The organism is Paraburkholderia sp. BR10936, assembly GCF_040965735.1.
GTDB lineage: Bacteria > Pseudomonadota > Gammaproteobacteria > Burkholderiales > Burkholderiaceae > Paraburkholderia > Paraburkholderia nodosa_A.
Window position 1 is genome coordinate 1 of the sequence record NZ_JBFRCM010000021.1, and the last position, 14852, is coordinate 14852.

Below are 14852 nucleotides of genomic sequence, written 5' to 3' on the forward strand. Positions count from 1 at the left end.
CGGGAGGCTCGGTGCTAAAAACCCCCTCCAGATAGATATAAAGGACTGCAAAACAACCGCAGAACCAACCTCAGCCCCGACATCTGTATTTAGCCGGGACCCCGACATCTGAAAATGGCTTTGACATTTGATGTCACAGCTTTTTTGTAATGTCTGATTCTGGCTCATTAGATGGAATGGTCGCCTCCCGCCTTAACGGGCCGTCCGGCGCGCGCACGCCGACTCACTGCCCCTGTTGTTGAGCCGCCTGTTCGATCAACGCGGCCACTTCCTTCGGATGCGACTCATAAACCGAATGGCTGGCGCCATCGATTTCCACCGTCTGCGCATGAGCGCGCTTCGCGTACATGCGTTCGAGGTCCGGGTTGATGATCTTGTCCGCCTTCGCAACCAGATAGAACGTAGGCTTGATCTTCCATGCCGGATCCGGGATTTCCGACGCGAATACACCTGCCGCGGTCGGCATTTGCTCATGCGCCTCGAATTCAGCCTGCGCAATCGGAAGATCGGCTGCGAAATCGCGCGGATAGTCGGCGGGATTCAGGTACAGATAGTCGTCGGCTGTCTTCACGATGTCCTCATGGGGCGTCGCATTCGGATAACGCTTGCCATTCGAGACTTCAGTCTCGCCGACATCGAGCGCATGCGCGGCAATGTAGACGAGCGACTTCACATGTTCGTCGTTGCCCGCCTCCGTGATGATCGCGCCGCCGTAGCTATGGCCGACGAGCACGCACGGTCCATCCAGGCTATCGATGACGCGCTTCGTCGCCGTCACGTCGTCCTTGAATGACGTCAGCGGCTCTTGCACGAGCGTCACGTTGTAGCCGTCCTTCGTGAGAATGTCGTACACCGGACGCCATCCGGCGCCACCCACAAACGCGCCATGCACGAGGACGACGTTCTTGATGGGCGCGGCCTGCGCTGTCGTCGCGGCACCGGCAACCAGGCAAAGCGCCGCTGCAGCATGAGCAACGGCAGAACGGAAGGAAGGGAAAGACATGGCAGCTCCTTGGAATGACGCGGTGTGAACGAATCGATTGACAACACGGCCAGTCTAAAAAGCTGCCTCGAACGAGAGGGTTACCCGGTCATTACGAAATAATGACGTGCCCGCCCCGGGCCATCCAATCAAAGGGACGGATGATTCGTTATTTTCTTGTAATCACCGGGTAACCTTGGCGACCGAAGCGCCTACCTACACTGCAACCACGCAGTAACGCCTTGCCCCGCTTAGCCATGTTTCAAGTCGCTCGGTCCTAAGCCTGTCTTCGCGTCTATGCACAGTCGATGCTGCGGCTTTCCTTCCCGACTCATCCGCTCTGCGGATATATAGGAGTATTGATCATGTCCAGGCTTCTTCTCAGCATTCTCGTCGCGGCTTCTGCGGTCGCCGTCCCGGCATATAGCTTCGCGCAGTCCACTCAACCGCTGACCCGCGCTGAAGTGCGTGCGGATCTCGTACGTGTCGAGCAGGCCGGATACAGCCCGGGCCGCGGCGACGACATCGACTATCCGGCTGACATTCAGGCAGCCGAGGCCAAGGTCGCAGCGGCACAATACGCGCAAGCTTCGGTGCAACGCGACATGGGTGGCGTATCGATGGCGGGCAGTTCGGCCGCGGGTTCTCGTACGCATACGCCCGCACCGACCACCTGTGTGGGCCCGGCCAGCTTTTGCATGACGTATTTCGGCAGCTGAACCCCGGCGCAGCGTATTTAGTGGCTCTACCTACTGAGACGGCTCGCCTACCATGGACGGCGAGCCGATCTCGCCCGTTGCCAGCGCGAGTGTCGCCGCGGCAGAAAGCACGGCGCTGTAGCTGTCGGCATACGCGTTCTGCGCGGCGAGCAGCTGATTCTGCGTGAGGAGCGCGTCGGTGATGGTGCCGACGCCGTGCCGGTACGCGGTGAACGCCGCATCGTAGGTCGTCTGCGCGGCCTCGACCAGTGCCTTCGCGGCGTCGTTCGACGCGAGGCTCGTCGAAAGCCCGTTCTGCGCGGCAACGATCTGCCGGACGGCTTCTTGCCTCGTATGGGTCAACTGCGCGGACGCAGTGTCTGCATCGTTGCGCGCCTGCATCAGCACGGCGGAGCGCAAGCCGCCGTCGTATAGCGGAATCGTCACGCCGAGGAATATGCTGCCGCTGCGGCGGCTGCCGTTCAGGTTCACCGTCGCCGCCTGATCGCCGACCGGGGGAATCGCCGTGATCGACGTCGTGCCGGTGCCGTACGCGGCCGCGGCGGAGAGAAATATCCTCGGCATGAAGGCGGATTCGGCCGCGCGGATCTTCGCCTGGTTGGCCTGTTCCAGCGCATAGGCGCCCTGCACGTCCGGCCGCCGCGCAATCGCATCGGTCACGATTTCATCGACGCTCTGGTGCAGCGCCGGCGTGAGCATACGCGCCGGCAATGGGGCGATCAGCGGTTTCGACAACGGCGAGATGCCGAGCGCCGAGACGAGGCTCAGATAGCTGTCGCTCAACGCGCCGTCCGCCTGCACCTTCAGGAGATTGGCCTGGGCGCGGTTCTGCGTGGCCTGTGCAACCTCGACGACTGTGCCCACGCCCTGCTTTCGCCGTGCGCGCGCGGCGCTGAGAATGCCGTCCGCGTTGTCGAGCGCCTGCTGCGCGGTATGCTCCCGCGCGCTCGCGGCTGCGTACGCGTAGTACGCGATGCTCACGTCGTGGATCACGTGCTGGTGAACGGACGTGAAGGCGACGTTCGCCGCCACGGAAAGCTGTTTGGCCGCATCGACGCGCGCACGACGGCCGCCGAAGTCGAATAGTAGCCATTGCAGCGAGAGTACCGAAACCGTGCCGTGAATATTCGAGTTGGTCGATGTGGTGCCGAGCAGCGGCGTCGATGCGGCGCCGCTCGCCGCCTCGTATCCGCCCATGGCGGTCGCGGTGAGCTGCGGCAAGTAGGTGGTCTTCGCGATGCCCGCCGCGAGCGCCGCATTGCGCGCGTCGTTCCAGGCGATGCGCGTGAGCGGGTTCGTCGACTCCGCTAGATCGATCAGCTCGGGCAGCGTGTACGCGTGGTTCGCATCGAGCGCCGCCGCGGGTTCGATCGAAGCGAGCGCGGCGCTGCGCGGCAACGTGTAGCCCGCCTGCGTCGCCTCGCTGGCGCTGCGCGGCGCCCCGGGCACGATGTTGCCGCCGGCGTCCGTCTGCGGCTGCCAGGGGCGGTCCGGTGCAGCAGGCGCGAGATCGATCGACGACGTCGCACAGCCCTCGAGTCCCGAGATAGCCAATGCGGCAGCCAGCGTGGCGGCCAGTACCATGAGCCGGGGCGTCGGTTCAGGGGCGCGCATCGGTCGTCGTCTCCGTAGCCGAAGCTGGGCGCGTGATCTCGGCGATCTGTCCGAACCGCCTGGCGATGACGCTTTGGAGCGCATCGAGCGCGGGGTCGGCCGTGCGGTCCTCAACGGCCTCGGCACCTTGCGTCTGCATGTCGGCGGCATGCTGTGCAGCTTGCCCGTGCGTGTCGTCGCCGGCAGCGAGGCGCTCGGCGATCTCACCCAGCCGCGACGCGCCCGCGCGCCCTGCCGCCAGGACCAGCGGCGCCTCCAGCGCCTCGATTTCCGCAAGCGCACGCCGCCGGCTCGCCACCCACTCCGGCTCGGGACGCACCCACGAAGGCTCGTAATGGATCAGCCCGATATCCTGGCGCAGTCCGCCGTACTGGGCGAGCGCGCCTGCTGCGAGCGCGCTGCGCGTGCGGGCGTCCGCCGCACGCGCGATGCGGCTCCATTGCGCCACGAGCGCCTTGAACGTCGCGTCGATCCGGCTGGCGATGCTCACCGGCCAGACGCGCGTGAAGACCAGATAGATCACGACGTTGCCGATCAGGATGCCGATCACGCGGTCGCGCGCGAGCGTCAGGTCGAACGCGGGCGCCGCGCCCTGGATCACGCACAGGAAGAAGGCGAACGCGATCTGCATGCCCGCGTAGGCGATCCGGGCGGAACCCATCGCCACCCACGCGGCCAGCCAGGCGCCCGCGAACACCAGCGCCATCAGTTCGCCCACCGAGGTCAAACGCGGCGTGACGAACACGATCGCCGCCGTGCCGAGCAACGCGCCGACGAGACAGCCCGCAATGCGCAAGGTCAGCTTCTCGACGGTTTCGGCCGTGGTGCTGAGCGACACCATATAGCAGGTGATGAAGCACGTATGAATGCCCTGCCAGTCGAGTTGCTGGTACAGCACGTAGCAGAACATCGCCGCCGCGGTAGTCTTCAGCGCGTAACGGACGTGATCGGGGTTCGAGAAGGCATCGGCGTCGAAAAAGCCGCTGCGTGCAGGAGGCTCGGCGGTTTTTTCGGAAGCCGGAACAGGCGCGGCGGCGCCTTCCGCAGGCGGCACCGCGAAGCCCTCCAGCGCAGCGCGCAGGTCGGCAAGCACGAGCGCCGGTAGCGCGGCTCCCTCGGGCAGGTGCGGCATATCGAGCTTGACATCCACGGGATAGCCGCCCGCCTCCAGCATCGCGGCCATCTGCGTCATCGTTGCGGCAAGCTGTGCCGCACACGCGTCGGGCAGGCGCGCGCCGGACTCGCTCGCCGCAAAATCCGTCGCGACCAGGATCGCCGTGGTGGACGCCGCCGCCTGGCGCAGCGCCGCGCCGTCGGCCGGCGTCAACGTGCCTTCGAGCGTCGAGAGCTTCAGCCACGTGAGGATCTGGTGATCGCCCTCGCGCATGCACGCTTCGAACGCGGCGCGCTCCTCGTCGCTCGCCGTGCCCGTGAGGCGGTGCGCAGCGAGCCTCAGGCGCCGCGCAAGCTGCGCGGTAGCCAGCCGGCGCGGCGACGGTGCGATCACGAGGTTCACGACGATCGCCACGCCGATCGGAATCGCAACCATCAGCCATGCGTACATCAGGCCACGCGTCGCCGCTTCGCCAAGCGGCGCGAGGCCGAGTTCGTCGAGCCCGAAGCCGACGATCATCGCCAGGATCGCGCCGATCGGACGAAGCTTGCTTGCCGACGTGGCGAATAGCAGTCCGAACGACAGGAGCGCCATGCTCGCCACGCGCAGCGGCGGCTGGTCGATCGTGAAGATCGCGAAGATCATTACGATCCCGATGATCACGGTCACGAGCAGCATCAAGGCGAACGACATGACCACGCTCGTCATGCGGTCGGGCCGGTTCAGGAAGAACACGATATAGACGGCAGTTGCGGCACCGGGCGTGCCGTAGCCGACCGTCACGAGCGCCGTGAGCGCGCAGATCAGCGCAATGCGTGTAACGATCGCGGCGCGGCCGGGAAACGGCGCGAGCAGCCTGGCGATTTCCCGCGGACCGGGCCGCCTGATGTCACCGGCAAGACTGGCCATGCCGGACCTCGACGATCGCACTGGCGCCGATGCGCACCAGTCTGTTGACCGGCGCGTCGATGCGCACGCGAACCGGGAAGCGTTGCGCCACGCGCACCCAGTTCACCGACTGCTGCACGTAAGGCAGGCTGCGCGGCAAGTTCACGCGGTCCGTGTCCATGATGCCCGCGCCGATGCCGATCACCTTGCCGCTCATTGGCTGTCTGCGGTCGATCATCGAGTACACGGTGGCGCAGTCGCCCACCTCGATGGCGCCGAGCGCAGTCTCGCGGAAGTTCGCCACGGCAAACCATTCGCCCGAGTGAACCAGCGTGAAGATGGACTGGTTCGGCGCGACGGTCTCGCCCGCGAGGATCGTCAGTCCCGTCACGTAGCCGTCGAACGGCGCGCGTACGACCGTATCGTCGAGGCCGCGCTGCGCGATCGCCAGCGCGGCTTCGCGCGCATGCAGCGCCGCGATCGCGTCGGTGTCGTCGCCTATCGTCTGCGCAGAGGAACGCTGCTGCACCTTCGCCTGCGCGAGCGAGACGCTCGCGTCGCGCTGCGCCACGACCGCCTGGTCGAGTTGCTGCGCGGACACATAGCCTTGCGCCTCGAGCGGCCGCAGGCGCTCGACGCTGCGCGTCGCGAGGTCGTAGTTGTGCGTCGCACGACGAGTCTGGTCGGCCGCGATCGTCGCGTTCGACGTTTCGCCGATCAGCGTGCGGCGGCGCGTGGCGAGCGAGGCGCGCGCCAGCTCGACTTCGGCCTGCGCCTGCGCGACCGCGAGCCGGTACGGCACCGGATCGATTTCGAACAGCACGTCGCCTTTGGCGACATGCTGGTTCTCCTCCACGGGAACACGTATGATGCGGCCGCCCACCGGGGACGCGACGTGGACGACGTCAGCGTCGATGGACGCGTCGTCGGTGGACGGATAGCGCGACGAGCGGTCGTACGCGTACCAAAGCGCCGCGGCGCCGAGCAGCACGATCACGACGGCGATCGCGCGGCCCTTCCATGCATGTCGAGGATTCTGGCCGGCCATTTTCATGTCAGAGCTGCCCCGTTCCCCACAGCCAGACGAGCACCCCGGCGACGATGCCGATCGCGGTACAGACGGAAAGCTGGTACGGCACCACGCGAATCCAGCCAGTCGAGATGAACACGCGATGCGCGACGAGCGCACCCACGATGCCGATCATGGCGCTCACGAGCCAGTACGGAAAGTACGCACCGAAGAGCGACCAGGACGGCGCACCGCGGGCCACGCAACCCGCAAGCGGCATGAAAGCCACGAATGAACAAACGAGAGCGAGTCTGGGCCATGTACGTTGTTTCATCGTTTCTTCTACGCTTCATGACTGGGCTTCATGACTGGAATAGATGCTGAATTCCACTCGTACCGGCAACCCACGCGCGCATCGATGGGTTGCGTCCCGCATTCCCCAATTCACGGCAGCCCATCATAGCGCGGTTTGTCGCACCGCCGCCCCTGGGGCGCCTACTGGCTGCGCCGCTCGCGCTGCCGCGGGAACACGAGCGTAAAGCGCGTCACGCCGTTGCTGCTGGATGCTTGCCACGTGCCGCCGTGCAGCAACATGATGCTGCGCACGATCGAAAGCCCTAGCCCGCTGGACTCCGACGAGCGGTGCCGTGACGGATCGGCCCGATAGAAGCGGTCGAAGATCCGTTCGAGATGATGCGGCTCGATCGTCGGTCCGCGGTTTTCGACATGGAGCGTCGTGGTTTCCGGGCCTTGCTGCGCCACGGTCGAGATGGCCGTACCCGGCTCCGCATACCGCAAGGCATTCGCAAGCAGATTGCCCAGCGCACGGCGCAGCAGATCCGGATCCGCGCATACGTGGCCTTCGCCGCGCCATTCGAGGCTCACGTTGCGGTCCTCCGCGAGACCTTCGAAGTACTCCTGCATGCGCTCGAATTCCACCGCGAGCGGCACGTCCTTGCGCTCGATGGCGTTATCGGCCTGCTCGGTGCGCGCGAGGAACAGCATGTTGTCGATCATCTTCGACAGGCGTTGCAGCTCCTCGTAATTCGAACCGAGTAGCCGTTGGTAATACGCGATGTCGCGCGTCTGGCTCAAGCCGACTTCGGTCTGCCCGAGCAGATTGCCAATGGGCGTACGCAGGTCGTGCGCCATGTCGGCCGATACCTGTTTCAACTGGGTGAACCCGCGCTCGAGCCGGTCGAGCATGCCGTTGAATGCGGCGATCAGTGCGTCGAGTTCGGGCGGCGTGGCGCGCTGCTCGATGCGCGTCGAAAGCGTGCTGACGCCGATCGCCCCGGTTTGCGCCGCGAGAACACGCAACGGCTGCATGTTGCGGCGCGCGAGGACGAACGCGAGCAACGCGACGATAGTTGCGCCAGCGGAGGCAAATAGCAGTATCTGGTTGCGATATGCCCGCAGCAATTGCGTACGCTCGGTCAGCAAGCGGCCGGAGATGATCTGCAGGTCCTGTTTCCCGGCTACGTCGTGCGCCGCAGCGGCGACGTAGATGAACGGCGTCCCATCGGCCGCAACCGTATGCTGCACGGCGCCGAGTGTGAGCGGCATGTCGACCGGCACCGGCTTCATGTCCGGCACCGCCCTGTGACCGGGATTCACCGTAATGAGCGGCGCTTCACCCGGAAAACCCACGATCAGCAGCGATTCCGTATTGCCGAGCATGTTCGCGAAAAGATGGGGCTTGTCACGTATCAGCTCGCGCACGTCGACATCGTTCATCAGCGTGCGAAGCTGGTCCACACGCGTCACCAGCGCCGCGTCGTCGCGCACGATCAATTGCCGCTCCAACCCGCGATACAGCAAGGTGCCGAGCAACGCCATCGCGGTAAAAACGATGAGCGCGTATAACACCGCAAGGCGCGTGGTGAGCGAAAGCCGCTTCATGCTTCGTACTCGAAACGGTATCCCACGCCGTGAATCGTATGAATCAGACGAATCGGGAACGGGTCGTCGATCTTCTGCCGCAGCCGGCGCACCGCCACATCGACCACGTTGCTGTCGCTGTCGAAGTTCATGTCCCAGACGCGCGAAGCGATCAGGGCGCGCGACAGTACCTGACCTTGATGCTCCAGAAAGAACGCCAGCAGGTTGAATTCCTTGTTGGTGAGCGTGAGGCGCGCGCCGCCCCGGTCGACTCGCCGCTTCGGCACATCGACCCGCAGATCCCCGACTTCGAAGACCTGCTCCTCCTGCTTTTGTGGCTGGCCGCGCCGCAGTATGATGCGGATGCGCGCCAGCAACTCGGCAAACGAGAAAGGCTTGACGAGATAGTCGTCGGCGCCGAGATCGAGGCCCTTGAGCCGGTCTTCCAGCGTGCCCCGTGCGCTCAGGAACAACACTGGCGTCTTGATGCGGGCACCGAGCTTCTTCATGACGGTCCAGCCGTCCATCTCCGGCATCATCACGTCGAGCAGGATCAGGTCGTAAGCCATCTCCTGTGCGAGGTGCAGCCCGTCGATGCCGTTCGTGGCCACGTCCACCACGTAGCCGGCTTCCGTCAAGCCGTTCTGGATGTACTCGCTGGTCTTGGCTTCGTCTTCGATGACGAGGATTTTCATGGCGTCGATCCCTGCACTCTCATGCGCGTGTCACTGATTCTGTGCTCGTTTGCGCCCCTATACCAGCCGGGCGTGATAGCAGTCTAGGCAGTGCGTTCCAACAGGGCCGTTACTCAATCATTACAGAGAAATGACGAAGTGCAGCGTGTTCTCTCCCTGATATTTTTTTGTAATGACTCAGTCACGCTGCTGTTTTTGCCGCACGCCTAGACTGCGAATCCGTTGTACCGCAGACCGACTTGCGCAGCGCCGTTTCCGCGGAGTGCGATGGATCACCGGTACTGCACATTCCTCCAATGACCCACTAAGGAGTCCTCCATGGAAGCCAAGCAGAACACGGCAAAACTCACCCAACGCATGACGATTGGCGACTTCCTGTTGCGCCGCGTCGAGGAAGCCGGCATTCGTCATTTGTTTGGCGTCCCTGGCGACTACAATCTCGCGCTGTTGCAGCAACTCCACGATACCGGTGCGCTGGAATGGGTCGGCACCACGGGCGAGTTGACCTCCTCTTATGCCGCGGACGGTTATGCGCGGCTCAACGGCCTGGGCGCGCTGCTCGTCACGAACGGGGTCGGCGCGTTGAGCGCACTGAACGGCGTGGCCGGCGCCTACGCCGAGCACGTCCCCGTCATCTGCATCAGCGGTTCGATCCCGCTGCGCTCCATCGATCGCGGCCTCGGCATGCATCACACCATGGCCGACGGCAACTTCGACCACTTCCTGCGCGCCTATGCGCCGGTGACGGTCGCCCAGGCGAGGATCACGCCGCGCAACGCCGTCGTCGAGATCGACCGGCTGATCCTCACCGCCTGGCGGGAAAAGCTCCCGGTCTATATGGAGCTGCCTTCCGACATCGCCTACCTCGAGATCGAGGTGCCGGCCGCGCCGCTCGTTCTTGCCCACGTTCCGAGCGATCCGGAACGGTTGCAAACTTGCATCGCCGCGCTCGCCCAACAGTTTTCCGCAGCAACGGCACCGGCGATCCTCGTGGATACGGACGCCGACCGGTTCGGCGTCGCCCCCGAACTCGTGGCGCTCGCGGAAAAGCTGCAGGCCCCGGTCGCGGTGATCAACGCCGCCAAGGGCGTGATCGACGAATCGCACCCGCAGTATGTCGGCATCTACGCCGGCAACGGCAGCGAGCCTGGGGTACAAGAGACGATCGAGAGCAGCGACTGCCTGCTCGCCGTGGGCTACCGGCCGATCGAAGTGACGACGGGCGATTTCTCGGCAACGCTTCCGGCCCGCACGATCCACGCGCGTGCGCACGCCGTTGACATCGGCGAAGACAACTATCAGGCGGTGACGCTCAAGGAGGTGCTACGGGGCGTAATCGATGCCATCCCGCAGGTTGCGACGCGCGTGCAAGGCCCGGTCGACGCGCCGGCCGCCCGCATGCACGTCGAGGCTGCCACGAAGCTGACGCAAGCCGCCTACTGGCAGGCTGTCCAGGATTATCTGCGGCCCGGAGACGTCCTGTATGTCGACAACGGTACGTCGTTTTCCCTGCTCGGCCTGAAGTTGCCGCCGGGCTGCACATTCATCGGATCGATCAACTGGGGATCGATTGGCTACTCGGTCGGCGCCCTGCTCGGCGCGCTGACTGCGGCGCCCGAACGCCGCCACGTGTTGCTCATCGGCGATGGTTCGTTCCAGGTCACGGCGCAGGAGTTGTCGACCATTCTGCACCACGACCACAAGCCGGCAATCCTGCTGATCAACAATGGCGGCTACACCATCGAACGCGGCTACCTCGGCAAGACCGAGCCCTACAACGACATCGCGAACTGGGCCTACGCGGAGCTGCCGAAAGTGCTCCATCCGGGCGCCGCCGTGCAGTCGTTCGTGGCCAGGACTTGCGGGGATCTGCGAAACGCCCTCGCCGCGCCGAACGACAAACTGGTTTTCGTCGAATCGATCATGGACGCCTGCGATGCACCCGCGCCGATCACGCGCAGCAGCAATCTGGGCGCCGAACTCGACTACGGTCCGCGCGGCCCGCAGCACCGCGAAGGTCTCCAGCTGCGGTAAAACGAGAACGCCGCCTCGCAAAGACTCAGGTCTGCGATGGCGGCGCGTGTTGTTTCTCGCGCAAGAAGCCGGGCACGCAATCAATGCTGCGCAAGCTTCCCGCCGAGTTCATCGTCGACGAACGCGCGCACGATATCCTTGAACGACGCGTCGCCATGCAGGCCAAGCTGGGTCGCGCGTGCAATGTCCCACTGCGCGGGCCAGCTGCCGACGATCTTCTCCACACGCTCATCCGCCTTCCATTCGATCCGTGCCGCGACGGCATCGCCCGCCACGTCGCGCAGCGCGACGATCATCTCGTCGACCGTCACCGAGACGCCCGGCAGATTCACCGTGCGCCGGTTGCCGAGCGCGGCGCCGTCGACTTCGCATCCGGCAACGAGGCATTCGATGGCCTTGCGCGGCGAGAGCAGCCACAGCCGCGTCGAACCGCTCACCGGGCACACCGTCGGCTCACCGTTGAGCGGCTCGCGAATGATGCCGCTGGCAAACGAGGACGCCGCCGCGTTCGGCTTGCCTGGCCGCACGCTGATAGTCGGCAGCCGCAGCACGCGGCCATCGACGAAACCGCGCCGCGAGAAGTCATTGAGCAGCAACTCGGCGACGGCCTTTTGCGCGCCGTACGACGACTGCGGATTCAAGGCGGTGTCGTCGTGGACGACCTCGGGCAGATCGCCGCCATAGACGGCAACCGAACTCGTGAACACGACGCGCGGCCGATGCCCGCGCTCGCGGCACACGTCGAGCAGCAGCCTCGAGGCGTCGAGATTGATCCGCATGCCGAGATCGAAGTCCGCTTCCGCCTGGCCGCTGACGATCGCCGCGAGATGAAAAATCGCCGCCGTCTTCTCGTCGATGACGCGTTCAAGCACGCTGCGCTCGGCAATGTCGCCGACTTCCACACGCACGCGCTCGTCAGCCGGTCCCGGCGCCGCGACGACGTCGAGCAGCACCAGTTCGGTGATCGGCTCGCGCTGCCCGTCCGCGCCCTTCAGTTCGCCGCGTGCGAGCAGCTCGCGCGCGAGACGCTGGCCCAGAAATCCCGCACCGCCCGTGATCAGTACTTTCATGTCGCTGTGGTTCCTCAGTGTGTCCGTCGAATGCGCTCAGGTCTGTGCGCTCAGCTGCGCGCCTTCAGGTACGGCCTGATCCATCCAAGCCCTTCCGATGTGCCGGCGCGCGGCCGATATTCGCAACCGATCCAGCCGTCGTAGCCAAGTGCGTCGATCAGCGAGAACAGATACGGGTAGTTCACTTCGCCAAGATCCGGCTCGTGCCGCTCGGGCACGCCCGCAATCTGGATATGCCCGATGCCCTTGACGTCACGCTTGAGCTTGACGGCGAGATCGCCTTCGACAATCTGGCAGTGGTAGAGATCGAACTGCACTTTCAGGTTCGGCGCACCGACTTCCGCGCAGATCGCCTGCGCGTCGTCTTGCCGGTTCAGAAAGAAGCCGGGAATATCGCGTGTGTTGATCGGCTCGATGACGACGGTAATGCCGTCCGCCTGGGCGGCCTGCGCCGCATAGGCAAGGTTCTTCAGATACACCTCGCGATGCGCGGCGCGCGATTGCTCCGGTTTGATCAACCCGGCCATCACGTGCAGCTTGTCGTTGCCGAGTACACGCGCGTATTCGAGTGCGGTCTCGATACTGCGGCGAAACTCGTCCTCGCGGCCCGGCAGCGACGCGGTCCCGCGCTCGCCCGCCGCCCAGTCACCCGGCGGCGCATTGAACAGCGCTTGAGTGAGGCCGTTGTCGTCAAGACGCTGCTTGATGTCGGCGGCCGGAAACTCATAAGGGAACAGAAACTCCACAGCCTCGAAACCGTCGCGCGCGGCAGCAGCGAAGCGGTCGAGAAACGCGTGTTCGTTGTACATCATCGAAAGATTGGCGGCGAAGCGTGGCATCGAAGCGACTCCTTGAATACGGAAGCGTTACCAGCGCGCGCCGAACACCGTGCGCAACTCCTCGAGCGCGGTGTCGTCGAGCGGCGCGGGGCGCGGGTTCGTCATCAGCCACAAACGCGCCGTCTCTTCCAGTTCTTCGATTACGTACGAAGCCTGCGAAACGGAACGCTCCCACACGACCGGCCCGAGCCGCTCGAGCAGCACGCCGCGCACGCCATCGGCGAGCGAGGCGATCTGTTGCGCGACTTGCGGATCGCCAGGACGCCGGTAGCGGATCAGCGGAACGTGCCCGACCTTCATGACGTAGTACGGCGTGATGGGCGGCAACACGTCGGCGTCGCTCCAGACGCCTGCGAGCGTCAGCGCGACAAGGTGTGTCGAATGCGTGTGCACGATGCCGCGCGCTTCACGGTTGCGCTCGTAGACGCCGCGATGCAGCGCCAGCGTTTTCGACGGCTTGCCGCCCGAAACCGCATTGCCGTCGAGGTCGACCTTCGCGATCTCCGCGGGATCGAGCCGACCCAGGCAGGCATCCGTCGGCGTGATGAGCCAGCCGTCGTCGAGCCGCGCGCTGATGTTGCCCGCGCTGCCGACGGTGTAGCCGCGCTCGTAGAGGCTCGCGCCCGTCACGCAGATTTCTTCGCGGACTTTCGCTTCGCTGCTCGTGTGAATGGCCGCCGTCATTTCGCACCTCCGTCGAGCATATGCAGCGCCTTCGCGAAGAAGTCGACTGCGCCGAAGTTGCCGGACTTGAGCGCAAGCGCAAGCGGTTCGGCCGCGATCGTGGCGGTGGCGGGCACGCCTGGATCGATCTGCTTGCCGATGCGCAGCATGTCGACGCCCAGCGCCTGCACCACCGCGCCCGAGGTCTCGCCGCCCGCGACAACGAACTTGCGTACGCCGACATCGCGCAGCCCGCGCGCAATCGACGCGAGCGTGCGCTCGACCAGTTCGCCGGCTTGCGCCACACCGAGTTCGCGCTGTGTCGCCTTCACCTCGTCGGGCGATGCCGTCGCGTAGATCAGCACGGGTTGCTGTGCCGCGCGCATGTGCTCGCGCGCGAAGGCCAACGCTTGCTCGACGACGGGCTCGCCGCGCGCCGCCGCAAGCGGGTCGATGCGGAACGCGGGACGCGTTTCGCGCCATGCGGCCACCTGGGCATTCGTCGCCTTCGATGCACTGCCCGCCAGCACCGCCGACGCGCCGTCGATACACGGCAATTCGCCTGCATCGGCGGCATCGGCGAGCAAACCGGCGCGGCGGAAATTCGCGGGCAACCCGAGTGCGACGCCCGAGCCGCCCGTGATCAGCGGCAGGTCCGCGCACGCCTCGCCGAGCGTGTAGAGATCGGCATCCGAGACGGCATCGGCGATTGCCATGCGCACGCCGTCGGCCCGCAGCGCGCCGATCGAGGCGCGCACGGCTTGCGCGCCTCGCGCCACGGCGTCGTATCTCACGAGACCGACTTTCGAGCGCGTCTGACGTTGCAGCACGCGCACGAGGTTCGCGTCCGTCATCGGCGTGAGCGGATGATGCTCCATGCCCGACTCGTTCAGCAGCACGTCACCAACGAACAGATGCCCGCGATAAATCGTGCGGCCGTTTTCCGGAAACGCGGGACAGGCGATGGTGAACGGCACGTCGCCTTCGATGGTCGACAGCGCGTCGAGCAGCGCGTCGGCCACGGGCCCGATGTTGCCTTGATCGGTCGAATCGAAGGTCGAGCAGTACTTGAAGAAGAACTGGCGGCAACCTTGCGCGCGCAGCCATTCGAGTGCGGCAAGCGACTGCGCCACGGCGTCGGCAGCAGCGATCGTGCGCGACTTCAGCGCGACCACGAGCGCGTCGGCTTCGATGCGCGTGTCGGCGCCGGGCACGCCGATCGTCTGCACGGTGCGCATCCCGCCGCGCACCAGCATGTTCGCGAGATCGGTCGCGCCCGTGAAATCGTCGGCGATGCAGCCGAGCAGTGGCTTGCCCGCAGAGGCGTTCATGTTCGTCATGTCG

The 14852-nt window shown here is 65.3% G+C and carries 13 protein-coding genes; 2 read left to right on the plus strand and 11 right to left on the minus strand.

Annotated elements, in window-relative coordinates:
- Window positions 1-223: 223 nt before the first annotated feature.
- The gene (locus tag AB4Y36_RS33140; protein WP_133179753.1) at window positions 224-1003 is read right to left on the minus strand and encodes an alpha/beta hydrolase; all 780 of its coding nucleotides are present in this window, start codon (window positions 1001-1003) and stop codon (window positions 224-226) included.
- A 344-nt stretch (window positions 1004-1347) separates the two neighbouring features.
- Here AB4Y36_RS33140 and AB4Y36_RS33145 point away from each other — a divergent pair, with 344 nt between their 5' ends.
- Window positions 1348-1701, plus strand: coding sequence for a DUF4148 domain-containing protein (locus tag AB4Y36_RS33145; RefSeq protein ID WP_069269327.1), 354 nt, complete (start codon window positions 1348-1350; stop codon window positions 1699-1701).
- 30 nt (window positions 1702-1731) lie between these two features.
- On the opposite strand, the gene AB4Y36_RS33150 is transcribed toward AB4Y36_RS33145, so the two are convergent.
- From AB4Y36_RS33150 to AB4Y36_RS33175, 6 genes are all read right to left on the minus strand, one after another.
- Window positions 1732-3315, minus strand: coding sequence for a TolC family protein (locus AB4Y36_RS33150; RefSeq protein ID WP_368685251.1), 1584 nt, complete (start codon window positions 3313-3315; stop codon window positions 1732-1734).
- The gene (locus AB4Y36_RS33155; protein WP_368685252.1) at window positions 3302-5338 is read right to left on the minus strand and encodes an FUSC family protein; all 2037 of its coding nucleotides are present in this window, start codon (window positions 5336-5338) and stop codon (window positions 3302-3304) included. Before AB4Y36_RS33155 ends, AB4Y36_RS33150 begins: the two co-directional genes overlap by 14 nt.
- Window positions 5319-6371 carry a multidrug transporter subunit MdtN gene (mdtN, locus tag AB4Y36_RS33160; RefSeq protein WP_342947523.1) on the minus strand — a complete coding sequence of 351 codons (1053 nt, stop codon included), beginning with the start codon at window positions 6369-6371 and terminating at the stop codon, window positions 5319-5321. The genes AB4Y36_RS33155 and mdtN overlap by 20 nt, the downstream gene beginning before the upstream one ends.
- Before the next feature lies 1 nt (window position 6372).
- Window positions 6373-6660: a hypothetical protein gene (locus AB4Y36_RS33165; RefSeq protein WP_069269323.1), complete on the minus strand. Its 288-nt coding sequence runs from the start codon at window positions 6658-6660 to the stop codon at window positions 6373-6375.
- Between the two features lie 161 nt (window positions 6661-6821).
- Window positions 6822-8228, minus strand: a complete 1407-nt coding sequence (locus tag AB4Y36_RS33170) for a heavy metal sensor histidine kinase (RefSeq protein ID WP_368685253.1) — start codon at window positions 8226-8228, stop codon at window positions 6822-6824.
- A complete protein-coding gene (locus AB4Y36_RS33175) occupies window positions 8225-8902 on the minus strand; it encodes a heavy metal response regulator transcription factor (protein WP_368605285.1) in 678 nt (225 codons plus the stop codon). Before AB4Y36_RS33175 ends, AB4Y36_RS33170 begins: the two co-directional genes overlap by 4 nt.
- Window positions 8903-9259: 357 nt before the next feature.
- On the opposite strand from AB4Y36_RS33175, the gene AB4Y36_RS33180 reads away from it, so the two are divergent.
- Window positions 9260-10936 (plus strand): alpha-keto acid decarboxylase family protein, encoded by a 1677-nt coding sequence (locus AB4Y36_RS33180; protein ID WP_368685254.1) that lies wholly within the window; start codon window positions 9260-9262, stop codon window positions 10934-10936.
- A gap of 80 nt (window positions 10937-11016) precedes the next feature.
- On the opposite strand, the gene denD is transcribed toward AB4Y36_RS33180, so the two are convergent.
- The 4 genes from denD to otnK are packed head-to-tail and all read right to left on the minus strand — an operon-like array spanning window position 11017 to window position 14839.
- Window positions 11017-12006, minus strand: a complete 990-nt coding sequence (gene denD, locus AB4Y36_RS33185) for a D-erythronate dehydrogenase (RefSeq protein ID WP_368685255.1) — start codon at window positions 12004-12006, stop codon at window positions 11017-11019.
- 50 nt (window positions 12007-12056) lie between these two features.
- Entirely contained in the window at window positions 12057-12845 is a 789-nt protein-coding gene (gene otnI, locus AB4Y36_RS33190; protein WP_368685256.1) for a 2-oxo-tetronate isomerase, read from the minus strand.
- Window positions 12846-12872: 27 nt separating this feature from the next.
- Window positions 12873-13529, minus strand: a complete 657-nt coding sequence (locus AB4Y36_RS33195; RefSeq protein WP_069269318.1) for an aldolase — start codon at window positions 13527-13529, stop codon at window positions 12873-12875.
- The gene (gene otnK, locus AB4Y36_RS33200; protein WP_368685257.1) at window positions 13526-14839 is read right to left on the minus strand and encodes a 3-oxo-tetronate kinase; all 1314 of its coding nucleotides are present in this window, start codon (window positions 14837-14839) and stop codon (window positions 13526-13528) included. The genes AB4Y36_RS33195 and otnK overlap by 4 nt, the downstream gene beginning before the upstream one ends.
- Window positions 14840-14852: the final 13 nt, after the last annotated feature.

Excerpts from the sequence above, each read along its gene's own strand:
- AB4Y36_RS33140 (WP_133179753.1), bottom strand. The coding sequence starts at position 1,003 with ATGTCTTTCCCTTCCTTCCGTTCTGCCGTTGCTCATGCTGCAGCGGCG.
- AB4Y36_RS33145 (WP_069269327.1), top strand. The coding sequence starts at position 1,348 with ATGTCCAGGCTTCTTCTCAGCATTCTCGTCGCGGCTTCTGCGGTCGCC.
- AB4Y36_RS33150 (WP_368685251.1), bottom strand. The coding sequence starts at position 3,315 with ATGCGCGCCCCTGAACCGACGCCCCGGCTCATGGTACTGGCCGCCACG.
- AB4Y36_RS33155 (WP_368685252.1), bottom strand. The coding sequence starts at position 5,338 with ATGGCCAGTCTTGCCGGTGACATCAGGCGGCCCGGTCCGCGGGAAATC.
- mdtN (WP_342947523.1), bottom strand. The coding sequence starts at position 6,371 with ATGAAAATGGCCGGCCAGAATCCTCGACATGCATGGAAGGGCCGCGCG.
- AB4Y36_RS33165 (WP_069269323.1), bottom strand. The coding sequence starts at position 6,660 with ATGAAACAACGTACATGGCCCAGACTCGCTCTCGTTTGTTCATTCGTG.
- AB4Y36_RS33170 (WP_368685253.1), bottom strand. The coding sequence starts at position 8,228 with ATGAAGCGGCTTTCGCTCACCACGCGCCTTGCGGTGTTATACGCGCTC.
- AB4Y36_RS33175 (WP_368605285.1), bottom strand. The coding sequence starts at position 8,902 with ATGAAAATCCTCGTCATCGAAGACGAAGCCAAGACCAGCGAGTACATC.
- AB4Y36_RS33180 (WP_368685254.1), top strand. The coding sequence starts at position 9,260 with ATGACGATTGGCGACTTCCTGTTGCGCCGCGTCGAGGAAGCCGGCATT.
- denD (WP_368685255.1), bottom strand. The coding sequence starts at position 12,006 with ATGAAAGTACTGATCACGGGCGGTGCGGGATTTCTGGGCCAGCGTCTC.
- otnI (WP_368685256.1), bottom strand. The coding sequence starts at position 12,845 with ATGCCACGCTTCGCCGCCAATCTTTCGATGATGTACAACGAACACGCG.
- AB4Y36_RS33195 (WP_069269318.1), bottom strand. The coding sequence starts at position 13,529 with ATGACGGCGGCCATTCACACGAGCAGCGAAGCGAAAGTCCGCGAAGAA.
- otnK (WP_368685257.1), bottom strand. The coding sequence starts at position 14,839 with ATGAACGCCTCTGCGGGCAAGCCACTGCTCGGCTGCATCGCCGACGAT.